Genomic DNA, 26,150 nt, shown 5'->3' with positions numbered 1-26,150 from the left:
GAACCGCCCATCGCTCCGCCTCAGGCCGCGCCGTTCGGCGGGCTGGACCGCAGGGCCGTCACCACCTCCTTCTGGCCGATCATTCCGACGACCTGTCCGTCATCGTCCTCGACGCGGACCATCGGAACGCCGTCGGCCAGGAGGTTGATGATATCGGCCACCGGCGTCGTCCGCGTCACCGCGGTCTCGATCGAGCCGTCGCCGCCTGGCACCATGACGTCCGAGGCGTGCAGCACCAGAAGCGGATTCATGTGCGCCACGAAATCCTCGACGTAGTCGTTGGCCGGATTCGCGATGATCTCGCGATGCGTGCCGCTCTGGACCACGCGCCCGCCCTCCATGATGGCGATCCGATTGCCCAGCTTGAAAGCTTCGTCGAGATCATGGCTGACGAAGATGATGGTCCGCTTCAGACGCTCCTGGAGTTCGAGGAGCTCATCCTGCAGCCGATTGCGGATCAGCGGGTCGAGCGCCGAGAACGGCTCGTCCATCAGCAGGATGGGAGCGTCCGTGGCAAAGGCGCGGGCCAGCCCGACGCGCTGCTGCATGCCGCCGGAGAGTTCGCGCACCTGATAGTCCGCCCAGTCCGACAGTCCGACGAGTTCGAGCTGCTCGCGCGCCTTTCTGTCCCGTTCGGCGCGGCTCATGCCGCCCAGTTCGAGCCCCAGGGCCACGTTGTCGAGCACGTTGCGCCAGGGCAGAAGGCCGAACTGCTGAAACACCATGGCGACGCTCTCGCGCCGCAACCTCAGCAGGTCCTTCGAGGTGCAGGAGGCCGGATCGCAGGTCCAGCCGTTCGCCGTCACGCGGACCGCGCCGCGCACCACCGGATTGAGGCCGTTGACAGCCCTGAGCAGGGTCGACTTGCCGGACCCGGACAGCCCCATGAGGACGAGAATCTCGCCCTTTTCCACTGACAGCGTGCAGTCGTGCACGCCCAGCACCTGCTGGGTCTCGTGCTGGATTTCGGCGCGGCTCTTGCCCTGGTCCATCAGCGGCAGCGCGGTCTCCGGCTGCTCGCCGAACACGATGCTGACATGGTCGAATACGACCGCTTTTTCCATGAGAGCTACCCTCGGTTGATACGCAACATGCGGTCGAGGATGATCGCGATCACGACGATCACGAACCCGCTCTCGAAACCGAGCGACGTGTTGACCTGGTTCAGGGCGCGAACCACCGGAACGCCGAGGCCGTTGGCGCCGACCAGCGCGGCGACCACCACCATCGACAGCGACAGCATGATCGTCTGGTTGAGGCCGGCCATGATCTGCGGCGTGGCGTAGGGCAATTCGACCTTCCACAGCTTCTGGCTCTTCGTGCCGCCGAACGCGTCGACCGCCTCGAGCAGGGGTGTCGGTGTCGACGAGACCCCGAGATAGGTCAGCCGGATCGGCGCCGGGACCACGAAGATGACGGTGGCGATCAGGCCCGGCACCATGCCGATGCCGAAGAACACGATCGCCGGAATGAGATAGACGAAGGTCGGCAGCGTCTGCATCAGGTCCAGCACCGGCTGGATGATCTGATAGAGCCGGGGTCGATGCGCCGCCGCGATGCCGATCGGCACCCCTACCGCCATGCAGACGATGCAGGACGATATCACCAGCGTCAGGCTTTCCGTCATCGTCTTCCAGTAGTTCTGGTTGAGGATGAACAGAAAGCCGAGCGCCACCAGCAGGCAGGTGGTCCACTTGCGTTGCAGCCACCAGGTGAGCGCGACGAAGATCGCAATGATGATCAGAGGGTGCGGCGTCTGCAGCAGCCATTGAAGGCCGTCGATCATCCCTTCGGCGGCGCCTGCGAGCAGGTCGAGAACGCCGGACAGGTTGACCTGCAGCCAATCGATGACGTCGCTCGCCCAGTGTCCGACCGGGATTTTATGGTCTGTCAGCCAATCCAAGAAACATCTCGCTGAAGAAATTGGCCCGCCGGAATGCCAGCGGGCCAAGGGTCAGAAGGACTAGAGACCGAGTTCGCTCTTGACGGCCTCGGTTGCGTCTCCGCCGTCAAGCGTCTTGACGCCGTCGAGCCAGCCGAGGACGAGGTCCGGATTGGCCTTCACCCACTCCAGCACCGCGGCGTCGGCGTCCTCGCCATCGTCGAGGATCTTGCCCATGATCTCGTTTTCCATGGGCAGCGTGAACGTCACGTTCTTCAGGAGCTGGCCGACATTCGGGCACTCGTCGACATAGCCCTTGCGGGTGACCGTGTGCACCTGACCTTCGCCGCCGAAGAAGTCCTCGCCGCCCGGCAGATACTTCAGGTCGAAATTGGCGTTCATCGGATGCGGCTCCCAGCCGAGGAAGACCACGTCCTTATCCGCCTTCACGGCACGGGCAACCTGGGCCAGCATGCCCTGCTCCGAGCTTTCCACCACCTCGAAGTCGCCGAGGTCGAACTTGTTCTCCTCGGTCAGGCTGACCAGGTAGGCATTGCCCTCGTTGCCCGGCTCGATGCCGTAGATCTTGCCATCCAGCTCGTCATGAAACTTGTGGATGTCCGCGAAGCTCTGGAGCCCCTTGTCATAGGTGTAGGTCGGAACCGCGAGGGTGTATTTCGTGCCCTCCAGGTTGACGGCCACGTCGTCGATCTCGCCCTTGTCGAGATAGGGTCCGATGGCGCCGGACTGTGCCGGCATCCAGTTGCCCAGGAAGACGTCGACGTCATCCTTTTCGAGCGAGGCGAAGGTCACCGGCACCGAGAGCACCTTGACGTCCACCTCGTAGCCCAGCGCCTGCAGCACCTGCTTGACGGCGGAAGTGGTGGTCGTGATGTCGGTCCAGCCGACGTCCGACATCACCACCTCGTCGCAGTCCGCGTGCGCGGCGCCGGCGGCCAAAGTCAGCGCCAGCGCGCTGGTAAGGGCCAATGGGATTCGTCTCATGCCATCTCCTTCTGATCGTGGAGTTGATTTTTTTCTTGATTGACGGGTCAATCAAAAGCGACAAAAACGCCAATGTAAAGGGTTGATCCAGAGAGAAATCGCAATGCCGCGGCTCGGAATGGAGAAAGTCAGGCGAAAAGCGATGATCGAAGCGACCATCGCTGAAGTCGGCGAAGCAGGAACGCTAGACATTACCGTAAGCCAGATCGCCCGGAGAGCGGGAATTTCCGCTGCGTTGGCGCACCATTATTTCGGGTCAAAGGATCAAATCTTTCTCGCCGCGATGCGCCACATACTCGTGCTTTTCGGACAGAGTGTCAAAGCCGGCCTTAAAAAGGCCCCGACGCCGGAGGCGCGCATCCGCGCCATCATCGACGCCAGCTTCGCGCCACGGCAGTTCGACGACGAGGTGGTCGCCGCCTGGCTGGCCTTCTATGCCCAGTCGATGCACTCGGCGGACGCGAACCGGCTGCTCCAGATCTATGCCAAGCGGCTCAATTCCAATCTCGTCTTCAACCTTCGCCGGATCTTCGACGATGCGACGGCGCGCCGCGTGGCCCAGGGTCTCGCAGCGATGATCGACGGCTTCTACATCCGCCATGCCCTCCAGGACATCACCCCGGCGCGCACCGAGGTGGGCGCGCTGGTGAACGATTATCTCGACCTGTGGCTCGAAAGGAAGGCCAACCCTGAGCGACCGTAGCAATATCCTCATCTTCATGGTGGACCAGCTGACCGGCACCCTGTTTCCCGACGGGCCTGCCGATTGGCTTCACGTGCCTAATCTCCGGGCGCTGGCCGCCCGCTCGACACGGTTCGCCAATGCCTACTGCCCGTCGCCGCTGTGCGCCCCGGCGCGCGCCAGCTTCATGACGGGGCAGCTTCCCAGCCGTACCCGCGTCTACGACAACGCGGCCGAGTTTTCCTCCGATAGTCCGACCTATGCACACCATTTGCGCCGCGCCGGCTATCAGACCGCGCTCTGCGGCAAGATGCACTTCGTCGGCCCCGACCAGATGCACGGCTTCGAGGAGCGGCTGACCACCGACATCTATCCGGCCGATTTCGGCTGGACGCCCGACTACCGCAAGCCGGGCGAGCGCATCGACTGGTGGTTCCACAATCTCGGCTCGGTGACCGGTGCCGGCGTCGGCGAGATCACCAATCAGCTCGAATACGACGACGAGGTCGCCTACCAGGCGACGCGCAAGGTCTACGATCTCGGCCGGCGCCACGATCCCCGTCCGTGGATGATGACGGTGAGCTTCACCCATCCGCATGACCCCTATGTGGCGCGGAAGAAATACTGGGATCTCTACGAGGATTGCGAGCATCTGATGCCCGCCAACCCGGCGCTCGACTACGACAGCCAGGACAAGCACACCAAGCGTCTCTACGACGCCAGCGATTGGCGATCCTTCCGGATCACCGAAGACGACATCCGCAACTCCCGGCGCGCCTATTTCGCCAACATCTCCTACATCGACGACAAGATCGGCGAGGTGCTCGAGGCCCTCGACGCGACGGAGCAGACGGACGATACCATCGTCGTCTTCCTCTCCGATCACGGCGACATGCTCGGCGAGCACGGGCTGTGGTTCAAGATGAGCTTCCTCGACGGCTCGGCCCGCGTGCCGTTGATGATCGCCTCGCCCGATCTGCCGCCGGGCCGCATCGACACGCCGGTCAGTTCGATGGACGTGACGCCCACTTTGGCCGATCTCGCCCGGATCGATCTATCCGAAATCCGGCCCTTCACGGATGGCGAGTCTCTTGTCCCGCTGGCCCATGGCACGCCGCGCACCAGCCCGGTGCGGATGGAATACGCTGCCGAGGGAACCGAGGCGCCGATGGTGGCGCTGCGCCGCGACCGCTGGAAATACATCCACTGCGAGCTCGACCCGCCGCAGCTCTTCGATCTCGTCGGCGATCCCCACGAGGTGGCCAGCCTGGCGGCCGACCCGGCCTATGCCGAAATCGTCGCGGACTTCGCCGCAATGGTGACGGAGTATTGGGACATGGCCGCCTTCGACTCCGCCGTGCGCGAGAGCCAGGCGCGCCGGCACGTCGTCTACAACGCGCTACGCCAGGGCCGATATGCCCATTGGGACTACCAGCCCTATCAGGATGCCTCGCAGCGCTTCATGCGCAACCATATGAATCTCGACGATTTGGAACACCGGCAACGCTATCCGAGAGGTGACGGATGACCGCACAGCCAACCGCCAGCCATTTCATCGACGGTGCCTATGTCGAGGACGATACGGGCGCTCCGCTCGACTGTATCTTTGCCGCGACCGGCGAAGTGATCGCCCGTCTGCATGCGGCCACGCCGGCCATCGTCGACAAGGCGCTCGCCTCCGCCGCCAGGGCTCAGGCGGAATGGGCCGCCCGTCCGCCTGTCGAGCGTGGCCGGGTGCTGCGCCGCGCCGCCGACATCATCCGCGCGCGCAATCGCGAACTCTCCGAGCTGGAGACGCTCGACACCGGCAAGCCGCTCCAAGAGACGCTGGTCGCCGACGCCACGTCCGGCGCCGACGCGCTGGAATATTTCGGCGGCCTGGCCGCGACGATCACCGGCGAGACCATGCCGCTGGGCTCCGACTTCGTCTATACGATCCGCGAGCCGCTGGGCGTCTGCGTCGGCATCGGCGCGTGGAACTATCCAACCCAGATCGCCTGCTGGAAGGCGGCGCCGGCGCTCGCCTGCGGCAACGCGATGGTGTTCAAGCCCTCCGAGGTCACGCCACTTTGCGCGCTGAAGCTCGCCGAGATCTTCATCGAGGCCGGCGCCCCGGCCGGGCTGTTCAACGTGGTGCAGGGGTTCGGCGAAGTCGGCGCGCAGCTGGCCACCGATCCGCGCACTGCCAAGGTCTCGCTCACCGGCTCCGTGCCGACGGGCCGCAAGGTCTATGCCGCGGCGGCCGAGGGCATCCGCCACGTCACCATGGAGCTCGGCGGCAAGTCGCCGCTGATCGTCTTCGAGGATGCCGATCTCGACAACGCGGTGAGCGCGGCGATCAACGGCAACTTCTATTCCACCGGCCAGATCTGCTCCAACGGCACCCGCGTCTTCGTCCATGAATCCATCGAGAAGGCCTTCCTCGAGCGGCTCGTCGAGCGCACGAAAAAGGCGATCATCGGCGATCCGCGCGACGAGGCCACCCAGGTCGGTCCGCTGATTTCCAAGGCCCAGCGCGACAAGGTTCTTTCCTACATCGAAAAGGCCAAGGCCGAGGGCGGCCGCCTCGTCGTCGGCGGCGGCGTTCCCTCCGGCTTCGACCAGGGCTTTTATGTCGAGCCCACGGTCTTCGCCGATGTCACCGATCAGATGACGGTCGCCTGCGACGAGGTGTTCGGACCGGTCATGTCGGTCCTCGGCTTCCGAGAGGAGGCCGAGGTGGTGGCGCGCGCCAACGACACGCCCTTCGGTCTCGCGGCCGGCGTCTTCACCCGCGACCTCGCCCGCGCGCACCGCGTCGTTGCCCGGCTGGAAGCCGGCACCTGCTGGATCAACACCTACAATCTGACGCCGGTCGAGGCCCCGTTCGGCGGCGCCAAACTGTCGGGTGTCGGCCGCGAGAATTCACGCGCGGCGATCGAGCACTACAGCCAGGTGAAGTCCGTCTATGTCGCCATGGGCGACGTGGAAGCGCCCTATTGAAGCACCAGACGCCGGAAAACAGCATGCAGGCAGATTTCGTCATCATCGGGTCGGGCTCGGCCGGCGCCGCGCTCGCCTATCGTCTCGCCGAGGGCGGTCGGAACTCGGTCATCGTTCTCGAATATGGCGGCACCGACGCAGGCCCCTTCATCCAGATGCCGGCCGCCTTCTCCTATCCGATGAACATGAAGCGCTACGATTGGGGCTTCATGACCGAACCGGAGCCGCATCTCGCCGGCCGGCGGTTGGTGACACCGCGTGGCAAGGTGATCGGCGGCTCGTCCTCGGTCAACGGCATGGTCTATGTGCGCGGCCACGCGCGAGACTACGACCATTGGCGCGATAGCGGCGCCGTCGGCTGGGGCTTCGCCGATGTGCTGCCCTACTTCAAGCGCATGGAGACCTGGCACGGCGACCTGGACGACGACACGTCGTCCTGGCGCGGAACGGACGGCCCTTTGCACGTCATTCGCGGCGCCCGCGAAAATCCGTTGTTCAACGCCTTCCTCAAAGCCGGTCGGCAGGCCGGATTTCCTCTCACTGACGACTATAACGGCGAGCAGCAGGAGGGCTTCGGCCCAATGGAGCAGACGATCTGGCAGGGTCGTCGCTGGTCCACGGCGAACGCCTATCTCAAGCCCGCTCTGAAATGGCCGAATGTCGAACTGGTGCGCTGTTTCGCGCGCAAGATCATCCTCGACGAGGGACGCGCCGTCGGCGTCCGGGTCGAACGCAAAGGCGTGGTCGAAACCATCTGGGCCAAGCGCGAAGTGATTGTTGCCGCGTCGTCGATCAACTCGCCGAAGCTGTTGATGCTGTCGGGCATCGGTCCGGCCGCCCATCTCAAGGAACACGGTATCGACGTGGTCGCCGACCGGCCAGGCGTCGGGCAGAACCTGCAAGACCACCTGGAGCTCTATATCCAGCAGGCCTCCACCCAACCGATCACGCTCTACAAGCACTGGAACCTGGTCTCCAAGGCGCTGCTCGGTGCCGAATGGCTGTTCCTGAAGCGCGGGCTCGGCGCCTCCAACCAGTTCGAGGCCGCCGCCTTCGTACGGTCGCGCGCCGGCGTCGACTATCCGGACATCCAGTACCACTTCCTGCCGATGGCGGTGCGCTACGACGGCCAGGCGGCCGCCGAAGGCCACGGCTTCCAGGCGCATGTCGGCCCGATGCGCTCGGCCTCGCGCGGCGAGGTCACGCTGAAGTCGGCGGATCCCAACGAGGCGCCGCGCATCCTCTTCAACTACATGTCCGACCCACAGGACTGGGTCGATTTCCGCCGCTGCATCCGGCTGACGCGAGAGATCTTCGCGCAGGCCGCCTTCGATCCCTATCGCGGCAAAGAAATCCTGCCGGGCGAGACGGCGCAATCCGACGAGGCGCTCGACGACCACATTCGCGAGCATGTCGAAAGCGCCTTCCATCCCTGCGGCACCTGCAAAATGGGCGCCAAGGACGATCCGATGTCGGTCGTCGACCCGGAATGCCGGGTGATCGGCGTCGACGGTCTGCGCGTCGTCGACAGCTCGATCTTCCCCCACATCACCAACGGCAACATCAATGCACCGTCGATCATGGTGGGGGAGAAGGCGGCCCACCACATTCTCGGCAAGACGCCCCTGCCCGCCGAGAATGCAGCGCCGTGGATCAATCCCAATTGGGAGACCTCGGACCGATAAGCCCTGCATCGACTGCCAATCGCCTGCGCCGAATCGTACAAGCGATGCGGCTTCACGGGTTCTCGGCGCGGGGCACCCTCCAGTAGCGTTTCGGCGCCGTGCCGTGGACGCGCTTGAAGGCGTTGGCGAAGGCGCTCTCGGAGGCATAGCCGAGGCGCCGGGCGACCTTCGCCACGGGCTCGTCGCGACGCAGGAAGTCGCGGCCGAGCTCCATCCGCCAGTGGAGCAGATAGTCCAACGGCGGCAGGCCCACGCGCTCCTTGAACCGGGTGGCGAATCCCGACCGCGACATGCCGACCGCGCGGGCCAGTTCGTCCACGGTCCAACGGTGAGCCACATCGCCATGCAGCAGCCGCAGCGCCTGGCCGACCTTGAGGTCTGCGAGTGCGGCGACCCAACCAGGACCCGCTTCGCCGGCGCCTGACGCATAGGCGCGAAGCACCTGCACCAGCAGCACCTCCGCTAGCCGTCGCACCACCAACGACGCCCCCATCGCGCCGCCGCGGATATCCTGGTCGAGGATTGCAAGGGTTTCGCGCATCATCAGCGCCGACGGCTGGTCGCCCGGTATGCGCATGAAGATGGGCAGGGCATCGAGCAACAGCTCCGCGGCTGCGGATTCGAAGGCGAAGGCGCCGGCCACCAGTACCGTATCGTCGCCGCCGTGATGCGCCACGTCGGAATGCGCCCAGTCGAACAGCGCGATGCCATCTTCCGGCGCTTTCTGCGGATCGTTGGCCAGCATGTAGGACGGCGCATTCGCCAGCAGGAAGGCGTCGCCGGCCACCACCCGTGCGGGCTCCGTTTCCGGCAGTATGAACCAGCATTCGCCCTTGAGCACCGCGCCGAACTTCAACGCCGGTTTGGCGGGAAACCGAAGCGCCCACGCCCCTCCGGCCTCGAAGCGGGTGCAGCGGCCGGCATGAATGTCGAGAAGAGAAAAGACGTCGGATAGAGGATCCGTAGGTTTGTACGATCTCGCCGAATTCATGGCGTTTCCAGCATAGAGACCCCACCTTCTTCTACACACTTACCGGGCCAGGCAACATTTGCAAGGAAGCCCGACTATGACTGGGATCGAAGGAAAGATTGTCGCCATCACCGGTGCGAGCAGCGGCATCGGCCAGGCGACGGCCCTGCTGCTGGCCGAACGCGGCGCAAGGCTGGTGCTCGGCGCTCGCCGCGAGGATCGTCTCCAGGCGTTGTGCGAGCGGATCGAGGCAGCGGGCGGCGAGGCCGTCTACAAGACCACCGATGTGAGACGCAGCAAGGATCTGACGGATCTCGTCGCCCTCGCCGGCAGCCGTTTCGGCAGGCTCGACGTCATGATCAACAATGCCGGCATCGCGCCGATTTCGCCGCTCGACGACCTGCGGGTCGATGACTGGGAGGCGATGATCGACGTCAACGTCAAGGGCGTGCTCTATGGCATCGCGGCCGCGCTTCCGGTGTTTCGCCGCCAGGGCACCGGTCATTTCGTCAACACGCTGTCGACCGCCGGCCTCAAGATCGTTCCGACCATGGCGGTCTATGACGGTTCGAAGAACGCCGCGCGCGCGATCTCCGAAGGACTGCGCCAGGAGGCCGGCGAAAAGCTGCGCGTGACGACCATCTCACCCGGTTTCGTGGCGACGGAACTGCCGTCCTCCATGACGGACAGCAGCGTCGTGTCTCAAATGCAGGCGACCATGGATCAGATCGCGATTCCGCCCGAGGCGGTCGCCCGCGCCATTGCCTTTGCGATCGAGCAGCCCGACGACGTCGATGTGGGCGAGATCGTCATTCGTCCGACGGCGCAAGGCTGAGGGCATTCGCCCCGATCGTTTGGGGCGTGAGCCTCAACGGCCATCGATCGCCGGGCGGTAGTCGGCGGCGCCCCAGCGACGGATGCGGCCGCTCCTGCCCTCGGTCATCTCGCGATCGAAGCCGTAATGGCGCGCCAACATGCCGAGACCCGCCTTGAGCATCAGCTTGGCCGAGCGCGCCGGCCAGCCGCGTTCGCGTTCGACCTCTTCGAGCCCTTTCAGGAAACAGCAGACGTCGAGAAGCACGCCGGAGAGCTCCGGTCCGACCGTCGTGACGGCGGCGTTGACCCGGCTTCGCGCATCGATCGCGGCTTCGGACAGGTCGCTTGCGCCGCGCCGGGCGCCTTGCGTGCGGGGCGCCGCGCTCCAGCGCTGCGTGACCGAGGGCGTCAATCCGGCCCGCGTGAAGTCGGCTCGCAGACGATCGCCCGCCATCGCCTCGCTCGGCGTCAAAAACGGCTCGCCGTCTTTCGTCCGGCGCGTCGCCAGTCGGGCGAGCGGCGATTCCTCGCCGTCATAGCTGGGCCGCTCAGCAGTCATCGGCGGCCTCCGGATGCGCCCGCTCGGCGCGCTGCAGCAGTTCGTCGCACGAGGTCGCCAGCCGCTCCAGCCGGCAGAGCAGGCGGTCGAAGGCATCGTCGTCGCGCTGGTCCTCGATGCGCCGCACGGCATGCGCGACGCTGGTGCGGTCGCGGCCGAAATCGACGGCGATCGCCGTCAGCGACAGCTGAAAGATCACGTGCGCCAGATACATCGCCACATGCCGCGCCTCGCAGATCCCGGCCTTCGAGCGCTGCGGACGCGCGATGTCGGCGACGGGGACGTCCATCATCGCGCCGGCGATTTCACGGGCCAGGATGCAGCGGCCGCGCACCGTATCGGATTGCCGTTGTCGCTCCGTATCGTCTCCGGACGGCATGGCTCCGACGTCGGCCTGCGGCAGGGGCGCCGGGGGATAGGGATCGATCTGCATGGATCTGACCTTCCTTGAAAGACAGACCCACCTCTAAACCAGCTCACTCGATATAGGAATAAGTTCCTTATATAATATCTTGGTTTGCCCGCAGACTTCCCTCTATTTTTCGGCATTTCCTGCGTATCGAGCCGATTGAATATCGGTATTTTTTCCTCGGTTCGCAGCTCTGTCGTCTCATGCCCGTTCCCGGCAGACAGGAGGCGTCAGTGGACGAGAATGGCAGTATGCGGCTGGAGGCCGCGCTCAGGTCGGCGGCCGCCGCCTATGTGCAGGGCCTGCGTCACGCCGAGCGCGAGACGCGCCGTCGCCGCGAAATCGAGGCGACGCTGCGGCGTCTCGGCTTCGAACATGCCGCCGCAGCGATTGCGGATGCGTCTCGCCGCGACACCCTTCCCGCCGCCCAGGTTCGTGCGATTCTCGCCGCGCTCGAGGCCGAGATGGCCAAGCTGCTGCGTCGGGCGCGGGCCAATCACCCCGCCTACGACCTCAACCGTCACATCGCGGTCAAGCGGACGCTCGCCTGGCTGTCGGGCGAGACGGAAAGTCCTCGGACGCTCGCCTCCCCGCGCTCGCAGGACCGCCCTTCGGGGCGCGCGCTCAACGACCGGTTCCGTCGTCGCGGTGCGCCGAAGCCGCATTGGGACCGGTGAACCCGCGATGCTTCAATCGGTCGTTGCCCGACGTCTCGACCGACCCGGCAAAGGCGTTATGATCGTGCCCACGCGGGACGGCGCGCCGCCCCGCGTCCTGGCAACGCTTCCGCGCCGGCGGCGATGACCGGCGCGTGCAACGGGAGGATCGGAAGCAGCCATGACGATTCGCAATCTCGATGCGCTGTTCGCGCCCAAGTCGATCGCCCTGATCGGCGCCAGCAATCGGCCCGGAACCGTGGGGTCGGTTCTCGCCCAGAACCTTTTCCGCGCGGGCTTCCAGGGTCCGGTGATGCCGATCAATCCGCATGAGGATTTCATTGGCTCGACCGTCAACTACCGCTCGGTCGCCGAGCTGCCTCTCGATCCGGATCTCGCCGTCATCGCGACGCCGGCGGCCTCGGTGCCGTCGCTCGTCAGCCAACTCGGCGAGCGGGGCTGTCGCGCCGCCATCGCGATTTCGGCGGGCTTCGACCACGACCTGCGCCAGCAGCTTCTCGATGCGGCGCGGCCGCATCTCCTGCGCATCGTCGGCCCGAGCTGTATCGGCCTCATCTCGCCGCAGCGCGGCATCAACGCCTCGATCGCCCATATCATGCCGCGCGGCGGGGATCTCGCCTTCGTCTCGCAGTCGGGCCCGCTCGCCATGACGGTGCTCGATTGGGCGCACGCCCACGATTTCGGCTTTTCGCACCTGCTGTCGATCGGCGACATGAGCGACGTCGATCTCGGAGACCTGCTCGACTACCTCGCCCAGGATGGGCGCACGAGGGCGATCCTCCTCTATGCGGAGTCGATCACCGGGGCGCGCAAGTTCATGTCGGCCGCGCGGATCGCCGCGCGCATCAAGCCCGTGGTGATCATCAAGACGGGCCGCACCGAGGGCGGCGCGCGTGCGGCCCAGTCGCACACCGGCGTGCTGGCCGGATCGGATGCCGTCTACGACGCCGCGTTCCGGCGCGCCGGCATGCTGCGCGTGGCAACATTGCGCCAGCTCTTCGAGGCGGTGGAGACGCTGGCCGCCGGCGTGCGACCGCGCGGCAACCGCTTGGCCATCGTCACCAACAGCGGCGGCGCCGGCGTTCTCGCAACGGATTCGTTGGAGGACATCGGCGGCGAACTCGCGCAATTCTCCGACGAGACGATCGCCGCCCTCGACGCCGTGCTGCCGTCTGACTGGTCGCACGGCAACCCGGTCGAGATCCTGCGCGATGCGCCGGGCGAGCGCTATGAACAGGCGCTCAAGGCCATCCTCCAGGATCGGGGCCAGGACGGGGTTCTGGTGATGAATTGCCCGATGGGCGTGGGCGATGGCCTCGATGCGGCAAAGGCGACGGCGGCCGCGGCGGGGTCGTCCCGTCGCGCGCCAGTGCTCACCTGCTGGATGGGCGGAGCCTCGGCCGTCGAGGCCCGCCGCTTCTTCGCAGCCCAGTCCGTGCCGACCTACGAGGCGCCGGAGGGGGCTGTCCGCGCCTTCATGCATCTCGTCGACTATCGCCGCAATCAGGAACTCTTGATGCAGACACCGCCGGCGCTGCAGATCGACCCGGTCGAGACGGAGGCCGCGCGCGCCCTGATCACCGAGGTGCTCGGCCAGGGTCGGACGGTCCTGACCGAACCCGAGGCCAAGCAGTTGTTCACCGCCTATGGTATTCCGGTGGTCGAGACGCGCGTGGTCGCCAGCCCGGACGAAGCGGCCGAGGCCGCCGCCGCCATGGGCTTTCCCGTGGCGCTCAAGATCCTGTCGCGCGACATCTCGCACAAGTCGGATGTCGGCGGCGTCCAGCTGGAGCTGGATTCGGCCGAAATGGTGCGCCAGGCCGCCATCGACATGCTCGATCTCGTGGGCCAGCGCCGGCCGGGCGCCCAGGTCGAGGGCTTCACCGTGCAGCAGATGGTGACGCGTTCAGACGCCCACGAGCTTCTGGTCGGCATCACCGAGGACCCGAATTTCGGCCCGGTCCTGCTGATCGGCCAGGGCGGCGTCGCGGCGGAGGTGATCGCCGACCGGGCGGTCGGCCTGCCGCCGCTCAACGCCGTGCTGGCGCACGACATGATCGGCCGGACGCGCGTCTCCCGGCTTCTGCGCGGCTATCGCGGCCGTCCGGCGGCCGATCTCGACGCGGTGGCCCAGACCCTCGTCAAGCTGTCGCAGATGATCGCCGATTTCGAGGAGATCGCCGAGCTCGACATCAATCCGCTGCTGGCGGATCGCTCCGGCGTCATCGCGCTCGACGGGCGCGTGGTGGTGCGCCAGCCGTCCAGCCGGCCGGCGGCGCGCTTCGCCATCCGCCCCTATCCGTCTGAACTGGAGGACACGCTCATCGGGCGCGACGGCCAGAGCTACCACATCCGGCCGATCCGCCCCGAGGACGAGCCTGCGCTGATCGACATGCTTGAACGCTCCTCGGCGGAGGACATCGTGCTGCGCTTCTTCGCACCGATCAAGAAGATCGACCATGCCTTCGTCGCCCGTCTGACCCAGATCGACTACGAACGCGAGATGGCCTTCGTAGTGAGACCGCTGGCGGACGAATCGTCGATCCTCGGCGTGGCGCGCCTGATCGCCGATCCGGACAACGAGATCGCCGAATATGGCATCATGGTGCGCTCCGACATGAAGGGCCATGGCCTGGGCTCGACCCTGATGCGCCACCTGCTCTCCTACGGCAAGGCGCGCGGGCTGCGCCGGATCTATGGCGACGTGCTCTACGAGAACCGCGGCATGCTCGACCTCGCCCGCAAGCTCGGCTTCCGCCATCATGTCGATCCCGACGATCCGCAGCTCTGCCGCGTCGAGATCGATCTGGGCGAACTGGATGAAGCGGCCATCCGCGAGCAAGGCGGCTGACGCTTCGGTCCGCTGCCGTGGAAACGGCGCCCGCCATCCACCGATCCACAAAAAACCTCCGCGACACGGGGAAGGGTCGCGGAGGTCCCGATGACCAGGAAACTGCCGAAGCGATCGAGGGGTTAGACCGCTCCGGCTTGGCTTCAGCTCAGGCGTAGCTCGAACGACTGAGTTCCATCGCCACGCCGCTGCGGCGGGCCTCTTCCATGATCCTGTGCGTCACCTGATTGACGATCTCCTCGCTGCCGCCGCCGTAGCGCCTCGCAATCCGCGTCGACAGGTCGAGCACCGCAACGATGCAACCGTTGGATTTCGCCCGTGCCACCGCTTCGCGCACCGCACTTTCCATGCCTTCTGTCATCACCGCCCTCCGTATCTGACCGAATCACAATCCCATAAAAATCGGCAAAAGTCATTGTTTTTTAACTGATTTTAAGGATTTCAAAAGATCGAAAATGCAGATCTTGAGCGGGGCTCCGACGCCGTTCCGACGCAATTTTATGAAGTTTCGCGACCACATTTCAGGGTTGTATCGTTTCAATCCATCCGGCGAGGAGCACGGCGCCGCAAACCGCGGCAGGATGTCGCAGTACCGCTTTTCCAGGATTGCACGTCGTGGCAGGCCACCTCACGGCCACCGATCGTTTCAAATCGGTTCCACGATGATCAGCCGGCCGATCCAAGCCGCCCGGTTCCGCCCGTCGGCTATCGACGCTTCGAGCCCGCTCGCGGAGGAGGTTCAGGCCTCCGGCACCTCGCGCTCCAGCTCCTCGATCCAGATCCGGGCATTGCCGTCCGAGGGCGCGCGCCAGTCGCCGCGTGGCGACAGCGATCCGCCGGCCGTCACCTTCGGCCCGTTCGGCATCGCCGACCGCTTGAACTGGCTGAAGCCGAAGAAGCGGGAAAGGAACAGCCGCATCCATTTGCGGATCGCCGCGAGATCGTAGGCGTTCTTACCGTCGTCGGGGAACCCTTCCGGCCAGTCGCCTTTGGCGGTGTCACCCCAGGCCCGATAGGCCAGAAACGCGATCTTGGAAGGCCGGAAGCCGTAGCGCAGGACGTAGTACAGCGTGAAGTCCTGCAGTTCGTAGGGGCCGATCTTGGCCTGCGTGCTCTGCGGCTTCTCGCCAGCGGCGACCGGTACCAGTTCCGGCGAGATCTCGGTCTCCAGGATCGCCTGCAGCGTCTTCGACACCTCCGGCTCGAACTGCTTCGACTTGATCACCCAGCGGATCAGGTACTGGATCAGGGTCTTCGGCACACCGGCATTGACGTTGTAATGCGACATGTGGTCGCCGACGCCATAGGTCGACCACCCGAGTGCGATCTCCGACAGATCGCCGGTGCCGACCACGAGCCCGCCATGCTGGTTGGCAAGGCGGAACAGGTAGTCGGTGCGCAGCCCCGCCTGGACGTTTTCGAACGTCACGTCGTGCACCGGTTCGCCGCTGGCGAACGGATGCTCCATGTCGGCCAGCATCTGGCGCGCCGCCGGACGGATGTCGAGCTCGTGGGCCGATACGCCCAGCGAGGCCATCAGGGCGTGGGCGTTGCCCTTGGTCGCGGCACCCGTGGCGAACCCCGGCATCGTGTAGGCCAGGATGTTGGTTCGCGGCAGCCCGAGCAGGTCGAGCGCCTGGGCGGAGACGATCAGCGCCTGGGTAGAGTCCAGGCCTCCGGAAACCCCGATCACGAGCTTGTCGATGCCGGTCGCGCGAAGCCGCTGCACCAAGCCCGAGACCTGGATGTTATAGGCTTCGTAGCAATCCTGATCGAGCCGGGCCGGATCGGCCGGTACGAACGGGAACCGGTCCATCGATCGTTCGAAGCCGATGTCGCCGGTCTTCGGCGCCAGCGTGAAGGACACCGTCCGATACGCGTCGGTGCGCTCGCGATAGCGCCGCCGATTGTCGTCGAACGTGCCCTGACGCGCCCGCTCCTGGGCGATCAGGTCGAGGTCGATATCGGCCAGCGCGATCCGCTCGCCGGAGGGAAAGCGATCCGTCTCGGCCAGACACGCGCCGTTCTCGTAGATCGAAGCCTGGCCGTCCCAGGCGAGATCCGTGGTCGATTCGCCGGTGCCGGCGGCGGTGTAGATATAGGCGGCAAGGCAGCGCGCCGACTGCGACTGGCAGAGCAGCTTGCGCGTCTCGGCCTTGCCGATGGTGATGTTGCTCGCCGAGAGGTTGGTGAGCACGCTGGCGCCGGCCAGCGCCGCCTCCCCGCTCGGCGGCATGGGCACCCAGAAGTCCTCGCAGATCTCGACATGGACGACGAGGCCCGGCACGTCCTCGGCCTGGAACAGCAGGTCGGGGCCGAAGGGCACGGTCGTTCCACCGATCACGATGCTGCCGCCCTCGGTTCCCTCGCCGGAGGCGAAGTGCCGATGCTCGTAGAACTCGCGATAATTCGGCAGATAGACCTTGGGCACCACGCCGAGCAGATGGCCGCGATGGATGGCGAGCGCACAATTGTAGAGCCGCGCACCATGGCGCAGCGGCGCGCCGACGATCATCAGCGGCGAGAGATCGCGCGAGCGCTCGAGCAGGGTTTCGATGGCGGTCTCGACCGCGTCGAGCAACGGATCCTGAAGCAGCAGATCGTCGATCGAATAGCCGCTGACGCAGAGTTCGGGAAAGACCGCGAGCGCGGCCCCGGCCTTGTCGGCGCGTTGGACCATGCCGGCGATCGTCTCGGCATTGGCCGCGGGATCGGCGAGCGCGGTCGGAATGGTACAAGCCGCCACGCGCGCGAAACCGTGCCGGTAGATGCTGTGGAAGCTGCTCGTCATGACAACGATCGTTCCCTTCGATGCTGGGCGTCCGCTCATCAATGCCGAGGGACCGCCGCGAATTCAATGGCGGTCGGCTCGGCTCCGCCTCATCTTGCGAACGTAGAGTTCGAGGCGGTGCGAGACGATCTCATAACCGTGGGCGCGCGCGATCTCCTCCTGCAAGGTCTCGATCCTGTCGGACCGAAATTCGCTGACCTCGCCGGTGTCGACGTCGATCAGGTGGTCGTGATGCGCGCCGTCCGCCGGTTCGAACCGCGAAGGTCCCCCTTCGAAGGCATGGCGGTGGATGGCGCCGCGATCCTCCAGCACTTTCATCGTGCGATAGACCGTGGACAGGGACACGCTGGAATCGATCTGCGAGGCACGGCGGAGATCTCCAAGGCATCGGGGTGATCGTCCCCCTCCGCCAGGATCCTCAGGATCGTCCTGCGCGGCCGGGTGATCCGCATGCCGGCGTCCCGAAGCTCGCTTTCGTAGTTGCGCGTCATCGCCGCTCCATCGCTCTCGTCTTCATGTAGACGCAGGCCGTGAGCATGGAAAGAGGAGCGCTTCCGGAAGGACTCGGAGGGATGCCGTCTTCGGCGTTTCCGAAAAGCCTTCGGCGAAGGCGGTCCGGCCGCGCCTGGCGCGCATCCCAGTCCGAAGAGTACCCAAACAAAAGGGCCCGGATGATCCGAGCCCTTTCGTCATACGATCAAGGATCGTGACTTCCGGCTATTCTTCCGGCTTGAACGCCTTGCCGTCCAACACGGCACAACTGTCATCGCCAGCCTTGCTCAGGGAGAAGCCGCCCTCGCCCGACTTGACCTGGCAGGTCATCGGGAAGTTTGCGCCCTCCAACTCGCCGTTCACGTCGGAAAAAGTGATCTTGCCGTCCTTCACCGCCCATTGTCCGGTCGCCGTTCCTTTGGCCTCGGAATCGGTCAGGACGAAACTGCCGTTGTCGTTGAACACCAGCTTGGTGGCATCGGCCTCGTAATTTCCCGGCTGAACAGAGACCCCCGGTTGCGCGGCGTCCGTCTTCGAGGCATTCGCTTCTGCTGACTCCTTGGCGGGCGGCTGTTGCTGCTGCGACCCTGCCTGCTTGGGCTCGGCGGCTGGCTGCTGCCGTTCTGTGGCTGCCGAGGCTTGCTGCTCCTGATCGGAAGATGCGGCCGCCTTCTGCTGGTCGCCGTCAGCTCCCGCCTGCGATTCTTTACCGGCGGGCTGCGCCGGGGACGAGGATTGGGCCTGACCTTTGGGCTTGGACGGCTGGTTGCCCTCTTGCTGGGCGGCGGCGGGCTGGCTGTCCTGCGAGGCGTTGCCCTGCGGCTTGGCCTGGTCAGGCGCCGGCGCCTTTGGCGTCTGGCCAGTGGCCGGCCGTTTCTGGTCTCCCGCCGTCGCGGCCGCCTGCGGAGCAGTTGCTGCCGGCTGCGCGTCGCTGGCGGCTTTCGCGCTGGCGGCCGCGAGGCGCTTCTCGACGGATGCGAGTTCGTCGCTGCGAGCCGCCAGCGTGTCGGCCAAGTCGGCAACACGGGTCTGCAGCTCGGCGCGCTGGGTCTCTGACGCCTGGACGTCCTGGGCGACCTGCTCGCGCTGCGCCTGGAGCTGCTGGATCGCCGTCTGCAGATTGGACTGCTGCTTGGTCAGGCTCTCCACCTGCGGACGAATGGCAGCCAGACGATCGGAGGTCTCGGCCTCGGCCTTACGGGCCTGCTCCAGCTTGGTCTGGGCGTCGCCGACTTGACCGGTCAGCGTTTCCGACTGTTTCGTCAGGTCGCCCACCTGCCCTTGAAGCTCTTTTACGCGCGCCTGCATGCGCTCGGTATCCTGGGACAGCTGATCGCGCTGCGCGCCGATCTCGGTGACCGCCTGCTGCGTCTGCTGGCGCTGTTGCTGCAGGCCCTCGATCGCCTGCTGAACCGTGCTCTGCTGCTGCTGCAGCGTGGCGATCTGCTCCTTCGACTTGGCGGCGTCGTTTTCGGCCTGGACCTGCGCCGCCTGGGCTTGCTCGAGCGCCGCCTGCGCGTCGGCCACCTGCGTGGTCAGGCTTTCGGCTTCATCGGAGAGCGAGCTGACGGCCTGACGGGTGTCGGCTTCCTGCTGCCGCGCCTCGGTCAGGCGTTGCTGAACCTCGGCAAGCTCCTTCTGTCCTGCGTCGATCTGCTGGCGCATGTCGGCGAGGTCCTTCTGAGCGGCAGCGAGCTCCTGCTGGGAGCCCTTGGCCGCGTCGACCTGCTGCTGAACCTGCTGGAGCTCCTGCTGGCGCGCGGTGAGCTGCTCCTGGGCGCTCTTCAGATCGGCCGCGGCCGTCGCCTGCTGCGGGCCTAGCTGATCGAGCCGGCCCTGCGCCTGCTCGATCTGGCTGCGCAGCGCCTCGAGGTCGCCGCTGGCCTGACGCTGCGCTTCGAGCTGCGTCTGGACGTTGCTGCGCTCGTCCTGAAGCGCGTCGATGCGCGCTTCGTATTCGCTCTGGGCGGACGAACTGGAAAACGCGAGAATGATGACGACGATCCAGCCTACCGCTGCGGCAACCGCGAGCGCGAGCGGAACGGGACGTCGAAGTTCACTGGAGATATCGCTGGGGGTAGTCTCGGCCACGTGCCTTCTCCTCGAAACCGAACGTCGCGGCCGCCCTGGTGGGGCTACCGCCGGAATTGTGAGCGCTGCTTGATAACATGGGGCTCATATCGAAATGCGACAGTGCACGGCGCCTCCAACCGGTCTTGAATGATTTATCCCGATGCCGTCGGTCGAGATGGAGAGCCGATCCTCGCCGCCAGAACGCCACGCGCCTGTTGCCGCTCGATGCCCCTCCACCCTCGATCTCCGAAACGCGCGACAAATGGTCTTGCCTCACCTCGAACGCCCTGCTGCCGGTCCGGTTGCCGGTGTTCGTCGCCAGGGTCTCGATGCCGATCTCATCGACAACTCGGCGGTGAAGACGAACCCTGCCGGGTTGCGGTCATGGCGTGACCCAGGCCGCGTTGCGCTTGCTGGAGCGTATGCAGGCCTCGATGAAGGCAACGCCGTCGATGCCGTCGTCGATGCCCGGGAAGGCCACGGCCTGATCGAGCGGCGAGCCGTCGCGCGCCGCCCGGATCGCGCAAGCGATCTCGGTGTAGAGGTTGGCGAAGCACTCCAGATAGCCTTCCGGATGCCCGGACGGCACCCGGCTCATGCGCGCCGCCTCCGGCCCGGCGCCCGCCCCGTTGCGCGTGATGCGCCGGCGCTCGCCGCCGAACGGCGTGAACCACAGCCAGTTCGGGTTCTCCTGCTCCCATTCGAGGCCGCCCTTGGTGCCGTAGATCCGCAGCTTCAGGCCGTTCTCGTTGCCGACCGCGACCTGGCTCGCCCACAGCATGCCGCGCGCCCCGCCGGCAAAGCGCATCAGCACCTGCACATTGTCGTCGACTGGCCGCCCCGACACGAAGGCGGTCAGTTCGGCGGCCAGGCTTTCGACCGCGAGGCCGCTGACGAAGCAGGCGAGCTGATAGGCATGGGTGCCGATATCGCCGACCGCTCCGCCGGCGCCCGAGCGCGCCGGGTCGGTGCGCCAGTCCGCCTGCTTGTTGTGAACCTCCTCGGTCAGCCAATCCTGCGCGTATTCCACCTGCACGACGCGGACGTCGCCGAGGTCGCCCGCCTCGACCATGGCCTTCGCCTGGCGGATCATCGGATAGGCCGAGTAGTTGTGGGTGAGCGCGAAGATCGCGCCGGACTTCTCCACCACGTCGCGCAGCCTTTTGGCGTCGCGCAGATTGGTGGTCAGCGGCTTGTCGCAGATCACGTGGATGCCGCGCTGCAGGAACGCCTTGGCGATCGGCACGTGCAGATGGTTCGGCGTGACGATCGCCACCGCCTCGATGCCGTCCTTCAGCCGCTTCTCGCGCCGCGCCATCTCCTCGTAGGAGCCGTAGCAGCGGTCCTCCGAGAGGCCGAGTTCCAGCCCGGAAGCCTTGGCGCGCTCCGGATCGGAAGAGAAGGCGCCGGCGGTCAGCACATAGTTGTCGTCCATGCGCGCGGCGATGCGATGTACGCCGCCGATGAAGGCGCCCTGCCCACCGCCCACCATGCCGAGCCGGATGCGCCCGGCCTGTTTTTCGTCCCGCCCTTCGATCGCCATGGCTCTGATCCCCCTACGCGTTGATGCTCAGCCGATCCCCAGAAGCCGCCTGTTGGCAGCCTCGTCGGTGCCGCCCGACGCGAAGTCGTCGAACGCCTTTTCGGTGACACGGATGACGTGGTTGGCGATGAAGGGCGCGCCCTCGGCGGCGCCCTGCTCGGGATGCTTGAGACAGCATTCCCATTCGAGCACCGGCCAGGAATCGTAATCGTATTCGGCCATCTTGGAGAAGATCGCGGCGAAATCGACCTGGCCGTCGCCCAGCGAGCGGAAGCGGCCGGCGCGCTTCGTCCAGGACTGGTAGCCCGAGTAGACGCCTTGGCGTCCCGTCGGGTTGAACTCGGCGTCCTTCACGTGGAAGGCGCAGATGCGCTCGTGATAAATGTCGATGAACTCGATGTAGTCGAGCTGCTGCAGCACGAAGTGCGAGGGATCGTAGTTGATCTGGCAGCGGGGATGATTGCCCGTCGCCTCCAGGAACATCTCGAAGGTGGCGCCGTCGAAGATGTCCTCGCCCGGATGGATCTCGTAGCCAACGTCGCAGCCCACCTCGTCGAAGGCGTCGAGGATCGGCAACCCAGCGTTTCGCCAGTTCGGCGAAGGCGGTGTCGACCAGTCCGGCCGGGCGTTGCGGCCAGGGATAGAGGAACGGCCAGGCGAGCGCGCCGGAGAAGGTGACGTGGCTCTTGAAGCCGAAATGCGCGCTTGCCTTGGCGGCCATCATCAGCTGGTTCACCGCCCATTCCTGCCGCGCCTTGGGGTTGCCGCGCACCTCCGGCGCCGCAAAGCCGTCGAAGGCCTCGTCGAAGGCCGGGTTGACGGCCACCAGCTGGCCCTGGAGATGGGTCGACAGATCGGTGATCTCGACGCCCGCCTCGCGGCAGATGCCGGCGACCTCGTCGCAATAGTCCTTGGATTCGACCGCCTTTGCGAGGTCGAAGAGTTGGCCCGCCCAGGTCGGCACCTGAATGCCCTCATAGCCGAGCCCGGCCGCCCATTTGGCGATCTCGGGCAGCGAATTGAACGGCGCGGCGTCGCCGACGAACTGGGCCAGAAAGATCCCAGGTCCCTTCATCGTCTTCATGCTGAAATCCTTCCACCTCTCCATATGGCCTCAGGCCGACGGGCAAGCGCAAAGCACGGCCCGGGGGCATGGCAGCCAATCCGATAGGATCAGGGGGCAGAAGGCGCAGCAACGATGATCGGCGCTCGCGCCGAGGATCAAAAACGCCTCGTCGTTCCTCCCGATCGAGACGAACCAAGGAAGCGTTTCGGCTTATCCCGCCGATTATGGGTTCCCGGATTCGTCAAAGAGCATATCCGCTCGCTTCGGCACGGTGAAGAGGTGGCTTGGAAATCGCCCAAAGACGAAAAACGCCGAGCAAAATCCTGGCATAGAGGGCCAATGCTGATCTGTTGCCGCGGACGGCAAGCCGGGACCGACCGTTTCGCATTCGGATCGAACGGTTCGATCAGAGTCGTGCGAGCCGCATATCGATTTGGGCGAGGATATCATCCAGCATTCCGACGTATTTGGCCGTCCCAGCTCGGCTGAAATAGGTTCGCGCCGTTGTCGCGAGATCCTGGGCCTCCCCCAGCATGGCCCGATGGTCTGCGGCATCGATGCCATCGAGATCGGCCCATTCGTAGTGGAGCAACGTCCGCGCCAACTTGAAGCGAGCATAATTCACGTCGGCCGCGTCGATCGGCCAGCGGCCCTCCTCCGGGGCGATCGCAGCGAGCACCGTTCGATGCAGAGCAAGGGCCTTGTCGTAGTTCGCTCGAACGTGATCCAAGTCGCCGAGATCGATATAGGCGTCGGCCAGATTTGACGTCCCAGTCCAGGCCCCTTTTTCTCCCTCGCCTCGTTCCAGCATCAGGTCCCGCGTCTTTTGGCTGTAGTCGATCGCGATACGGGCGTCCTCCTGGGTGTGGCTGCGCCCGGCGATCCGGCCGTAGTCGGCGGCAAGGCCATCATAGATGGCTATGACATCTTCCTTGTCGGCAGTCGTTTCATGATGCGCCAGCCAGTTCAGGGCCGCCCTGACGGAGCGGCGGAACTGCCGGACTGCTTGTCGGTCGTCAGGCTGCAGTTCCCCGGCATAGCCGAGGGCGGATGTAAAGCTGTCGACGAAATCGGTCTCCTGGTCGAGATCGGGGGCTTTGATTCTGTGATAGCGCTGCTCAATCAGGTCCGCGGCATGGAGCAGCATCGTCTCGTCGGATTTCAGACGGCCGTACTGGACGAGGTCATCGACAAACAGCGAAACGGCTTCCTCAAAGCAGTCGTCGCTCCACGTCGGCCGGACAATGGGGCAGAGCGCAAGCCGCGCTTCGCCGGCTTCGACAGAGGCTCGAAGTGGAAAAGTTTCCTCCGTCTCCCCCGGATAAAAATCGTCCGACGCCTGATAGCTGACATTGCTTCCGAGGAGAGCGGAATAAGCCGTCTGGGCATCACGGTCGCCAAGATCGTCGAGCCGCTCATGGAGTACGCCCAATGCGAAACGGATGCGTTCATCCATCTGCGTCTGAGAGATATCGTTTTGTGCCTCCTCCAGATCGGTCGCCAGACCGGAGAGGATGTCAAGCTGCTGATCCCGCTCAGGAGAACCTGGCGGCGGCATGGTCCGGCAAAAGGAATCGTCTTCCCAGCCCGCCTCTCCATTCTCTTTCAGGAATCTTACGACGTCGTCGCAGGCCGCCTCGTCCCCGACATAGGGAAAGCTGTCGATCAACGGCGTTTCGATCGCGATCCTGGTCCCGTCTTCGCCCACGAAAATGCGCTTGTGTGAGGTTTCGGCCGCCTGGACGCTTGCGGGTTCATCCGAAATTGAAGGATGTCGTTCATCGCCGGGCAGATATCGTCCGACATTGATGGCCACAACGACCGCGAGTGTCCCGGCTGCGAGCTTCAGGCTGTCCATACGTCGCCCCGTTCGGTGCTTAAGCCCCGTCTACCACTGCCTTTCCATCATTTCGGACGCGAATCTAGGGCCCTATTCTACCGCTTGGATGGCCTGGCGCAGCGTTTCCTCAAATCATGTCCTAACTCGCCTCAGCGAGACAGGGAGCGGACGTCCGCGAGGCCAAAAAGTCACACTGCTTCCCGCTTTTCGACCTAGCTCGAGATTCATCCGGTATCGCCGGATCGTTGTCGCCGCTGCATCGTTACCACCCCCGATCCCGCGCCATCGGATGCCGACGGCGCGGAGCGTAATCGAGTGCATTCGAAGGAGCAAATCCATGAAACGAGTTCTTGCCGCCGCGATACTCGTCCCCTCCGTCCTGGCTGGCGCCACGGCCGTCCAGGCGGCCGACCTGCCGACCTACCAGCCGACGGAACCCTATCCCCAGGCCACGCAGGACTCCGGCGGCGTCCGGCTCGGCTATCTGTCCTGCGACGTCGGCGGCGGCGTCGGCTACGTGCTCGGCTCGGCCAAGAGCCTCGACTGCGTGTTTCAGCCGACGGTTGGAGCCGACACTGCGGAAAGCTACACCGGCACGATCCGCAAGATGGGTATCGATGTCGGCTTCACCACGGGCGGCAAGCTGGTCTGGGCGGTCTTCGCGCCGACGGCCGGCTACCACAGCGGTTCGCTCGGCGGGGTTTATGAAGGCGCCACGGTGGAAGCCACTCTCGGCGCCGGCGCGGGGGCCAACGTCCTGGTCGGCGGCACGTCCGGCTCGATCCAGCTCCAGACCGTCAGCCTCACCGGTCAGGTCGGCCTGAACGCGGCGGCCACTGGCACGTCGGTGACCCTCAACGCCGTGAACTGATCGCGAATCCCCGAGCGCTGCCCGACAGCGCTCGGTCCTCCTCAGCATCCAATTTCCCACCATCGACGCCACGATCGGCCCGCCTCCCCGCGATTGCGATCCCCGGGAGGTTGACGATGGGCCGTGTTTGGCCGATGCCGCCCAGCAACGACCGAATGGGCAGATATCGGGAACCATCATGACCTATGGCATCATCGGAGTCGGGGCGATCGCCTCGGCCATCGTCACCGGCCTTTGTCGGGAGGGCGACGCTCCCTCGATCGTGCTGTCGCCGCGCAATGCCCGCGTCGCCGCCGGTCTTGCCGCTCGCTTTCCAACGGTCAGCGTCGCGCCCGACAATCAGAGCGTCATCGACGCTGCGACGGTGGCGATCCTGGCCGTCCGGCCGCAGGACGCTCCAGAGGTACTCTCGACCCTGCGCTTCCGCGCCGATCAGACCGTTCTCAGCGTCATCGCGGCGATGTCGGTCGCCACGCTCGCATCGCTGGTCGCGCCAGCCACAGACATCGTCCGTTCGATCCCCCTACCGACCGTTGCCGACCGCCAGGGCACGACGCCGATCCATCCGCCGCACGATGGCGCCCGATCATTGTTCGACCGTCTGGGCTGCACGATCGAGGTCGCCGACGAAGCCGCTTTCGACGCGCTCTCGGCGGCCTCCTCGACGGTTGCCGCTCATTTCGCCTATCTGCAGGCCGTCAGCGGATGGCTCGCCGACCACGGTCTGCCGGAGGATCAGGCTCGGCGTTACGTGGCGTCGATCTTTGCCGGGCTCTCCGAAGCGCTCAAAGGCGACACGCCGGACTTTGCGGCTCTCGCCGGCGACCACGCGACACCCGGCGGACTGAACGAGCAGTTCCGAGCGTTCCTGCAGGACGCCGGGCTGTTCGACCATGTGGATGCCGGACTGGACCGGATCCTCGAGCGCGTCTCCGGCGGATCGAAAGCGTAGTCAC

At 65.5% G+C, this 26,150-nt stretch carries 19 protein-coding genes and 3 pseudogenes; 9 read left to right on the top strand and 13 right to left on the bottom strand.

What is annotated here, in order from left to right; all coding sequences use genetic code 11:
* Positions 1–20: 20 nt before the first annotated feature.
* From choV to choX, 3 genes are read right to left on the bottom strand one after another with little or no spacing between them, the layout of a single operon-like run.
* On the bottom strand, positions 21–1,064 hold the full coding sequence (choV, locus tag SMD10_RS09400; protein WP_331685424.1) for a choline ABC transporter ATP-binding protein: 1,044 nt from the start codon (positions 1,062–1,064) through the stop codon (positions 21–23).
* A 5-nt stretch (positions 1,065–1,069) separates the two neighbouring features.
* The gene (gene choW / locus SMD10_RS09395; RefSeq protein ID WP_331685423.1) at positions 1,070–1,903 is read right to left on the bottom strand and encodes a choline ABC transporter permease subunit; all 834 of its coding nucleotides are present in this window, start codon (positions 1,901–1,903) and stop codon (positions 1,070–1,072) included.
* A 60-nt stretch (positions 1,904–1,963) separates the two neighbouring features.
* Complete coding sequence (choX, locus tag SMD10_RS09390; RefSeq protein WP_331685422.1) at positions 1,964–2,887, bottom strand: choline ABC transporter substrate-binding protein; 924 nt, start codon at positions 2,885–2,887, stop codon at positions 1,964–1,966.
* 103 nt (positions 2,888–2,990) lie between these two features.
* Here choX and betI point away from each other — a divergent pair, with 103 nt between their 5' ends.
* The 4 genes from betI to betA are packed head-to-tail and all read left to right on the top strand — an operon-like array spanning position 2,991 to position 8,236.
* Complete coding sequence (gene betI / locus SMD10_RS09385; RefSeq protein ID WP_331685421.1) at positions 2,991–3,590, top strand: transcriptional regulator BetI; 600 nt, start codon at positions 2,991–2,993, stop codon at positions 3,588–3,590.
* Positions 3,577–5,097, top strand: a complete 1,521-nt coding sequence (betC, locus tag SMD10_RS09380; protein WP_331685483.1) for a choline-sulfatase — start codon at positions 3,577–3,579, stop codon at positions 5,095–5,097. The genes betI and betC overlap by 14 nt, the downstream gene beginning before the upstream one ends.
* Positions 5,094–6,551 (top strand): betaine-aldehyde dehydrogenase, encoded by a 1,458-nt coding sequence (gene betB, locus SMD10_RS09375; RefSeq protein WP_331685420.1) that lies wholly within the window; start codon positions 5,094–5,096, stop codon positions 6,549–6,551. The genes betC and betB overlap by 4 nt, the downstream gene beginning before the upstream one ends.
* Before the next feature lie 23 nt (positions 6,552–6,574).
* Positions 6,575–8,236: a choline dehydrogenase gene (gene betA, locus SMD10_RS09370; RefSeq protein WP_331685419.1), complete on the top strand. Its 1,662-nt coding sequence runs from the start codon at positions 6,575–6,577 to the stop codon at positions 8,234–8,236.
* A gap of 52 nt (positions 8,237–8,288) precedes the next feature.
* Here the strand turns inward: betA and SMD10_RS09365 are convergent, their stop codons facing one another.
* Positions 8,289–9,227, bottom strand: a complete 939-nt coding sequence (locus SMD10_RS09365) for an AraC family transcriptional regulator (RefSeq protein WP_331685418.1) — start codon at positions 9,225–9,227, stop codon at positions 8,289–8,291.
* A gap of 76 nt (positions 9,228–9,303) precedes the next feature.
* Between SMD10_RS09365 and SMD10_RS09360 the strand changes: the two genes are divergently transcribed.
* Positions 9,304–10,041, top strand: a complete 738-nt coding sequence (locus tag SMD10_RS09360) for an SDR family oxidoreductase (RefSeq protein WP_331685417.1) — start codon at positions 9,304–9,306, stop codon at positions 10,039–10,041.
* Positions 10,042–10,074: 33 nt separating this feature from the next.
* On the opposite strand, the pseudogene SMD10_RS09355 reads toward SMD10_RS09360, so the two are convergent.
* Both SMD10_RS09355 and SMD10_RS09350 read right to left on the bottom strand, forming a co-directional pair.
* Positions 10,075–10,551, bottom strand: a pseudogene (locus tag SMD10_RS09355) (DUF6456 domain-containing protein); the annotation flags it as partial.
* 19 nt (positions 10,552–10,570) lie between these two features.
* Entirely contained in the window at positions 10,571–11,014 is a 444-nt protein-coding gene (locus SMD10_RS09350; RefSeq protein ID WP_331685415.1) for a helix-turn-helix domain-containing protein, read from the bottom strand.
* Positions 11,015–11,223: 209 nt separating this feature from the next.
* Here SMD10_RS09350 and SMD10_RS09345 point away from each other — a divergent pair, with 209 nt between their 5' ends.
* A complete protein-coding gene (locus SMD10_RS09345; RefSeq protein WP_331685414.1) occupies positions 11,224–11,667 on the top strand; it encodes a hypothetical protein in 444 nt (147 codons plus the stop codon).
* Between the two features lie 160 nt (positions 11,668–11,827).
* Entirely contained in the window at positions 11,828–14,518 is a 2,691-nt protein-coding gene (locus SMD10_RS09340; RefSeq protein ID WP_331685413.1) for a bifunctional acetate--CoA ligase family protein/GNAT family N-acetyltransferase, read from the top strand.
* Between the two features lie 148 nt (positions 14,519–14,666).
* Here SMD10_RS09340 and SMD10_RS09335 read toward each other — a convergent pair whose 3' ends face one another.
* The 7 genes and pseudogenes from SMD10_RS09335 to SMD10_RS09305 all read right to left on the bottom strand — a co-directional run bounded on the left by SMD10_RS09335 (position 14,667) and on the right by SMD10_RS09305 (position 24,341).
* A complete protein-coding gene (locus tag SMD10_RS09335; RefSeq protein ID WP_331685412.1) occupies positions 14,667–14,879 on the bottom strand; it encodes a hypothetical protein in 213 nt (70 codons plus the stop codon).
* A 378-nt stretch (positions 14,880–15,257) separates the two neighbouring features.
* Entirely contained in the window at positions 15,258–17,309 is a 2,052-nt protein-coding gene (locus SMD10_RS09330; RefSeq protein ID WP_331685411.1) for an NAD(+) synthase, read from the bottom strand.
* Positions 17,310–17,372: 63 nt separating this feature from the next.
* A pseudogene (locus SMD10_RS09325) lies at positions 17,373–17,800 on the bottom strand (Fur family transcriptional regulator).
* Between the two features lie 226 nt (positions 17,801–18,026).
* Positions 18,027–19,892, bottom strand: coding sequence for a coiled-coil domain-containing protein (locus SMD10_RS09320; protein ID WP_331685410.1), 1,866 nt, complete (start codon positions 19,890–19,892; stop codon positions 18,027–18,029).
* 364 nt (positions 19,893–20,256) lie between these two features.
* Entirely contained in the window at positions 20,257–21,417 is a 1,161-nt protein-coding gene (locus tag SMD10_RS09315) for a Gfo/Idh/MocA family protein (RefSeq protein ID WP_331685409.1), read from the bottom strand.
* A gap of 27 nt (positions 21,418–21,444) precedes the next feature.
* Positions 21,445–22,501 (bottom strand): annotated as a pseudogene (locus tag SMD10_RS09310) (sugar phosphate isomerase/epimerase family protein).
* 388 nt (positions 22,502–22,889) lie between these two features.
* On the bottom strand, positions 22,890–24,341 hold the full coding sequence (locus SMD10_RS09305; protein ID WP_331685408.1) for a hypothetical protein: 1,452 nt from the start codon (positions 24,339–24,341) through the stop codon (positions 22,890–22,892).
* Between the two features lie 319 nt (positions 24,342–24,660).
* On the opposite strand from SMD10_RS09305, the gene SMD10_RS09300 reads away from it, so the two are divergent.
* Positions 24,661–25,194 carry a DUF992 domain-containing protein gene (locus SMD10_RS09300; RefSeq protein WP_331685407.1) on the top strand — a complete coding sequence of 178 codons (534 nt, stop codon included), beginning with the start codon at positions 24,661–24,663 and terminating at the stop codon, positions 25,192–25,194.
* 178 nt (positions 25,195–25,372) lie between these two features.
* On the top strand, positions 25,373–26,146 hold the full coding sequence (locus tag SMD10_RS09295) for a pyrroline-5-carboxylate reductase (RefSeq protein ID WP_331685406.1): 774 nt from the start codon (positions 25,373–25,375) through the stop codon (positions 26,144–26,146).
* Positions 26,147–26,150 lie beyond the last annotated feature (4 nt).

The organism is Consotaella aegiceratis, assembly GCF_036541425.1.
Classification (GTDB): Bacteria; Pseudomonadota; Alphaproteobacteria; order Rhizobiales; family Rhizobiaceae; genus Consotaella; species Consotaella aegiceratis.
Note: the sequence above shows the minus strand (reverse complement) of the source record. Positions and strands in the feature narration are given on the sequence as shown.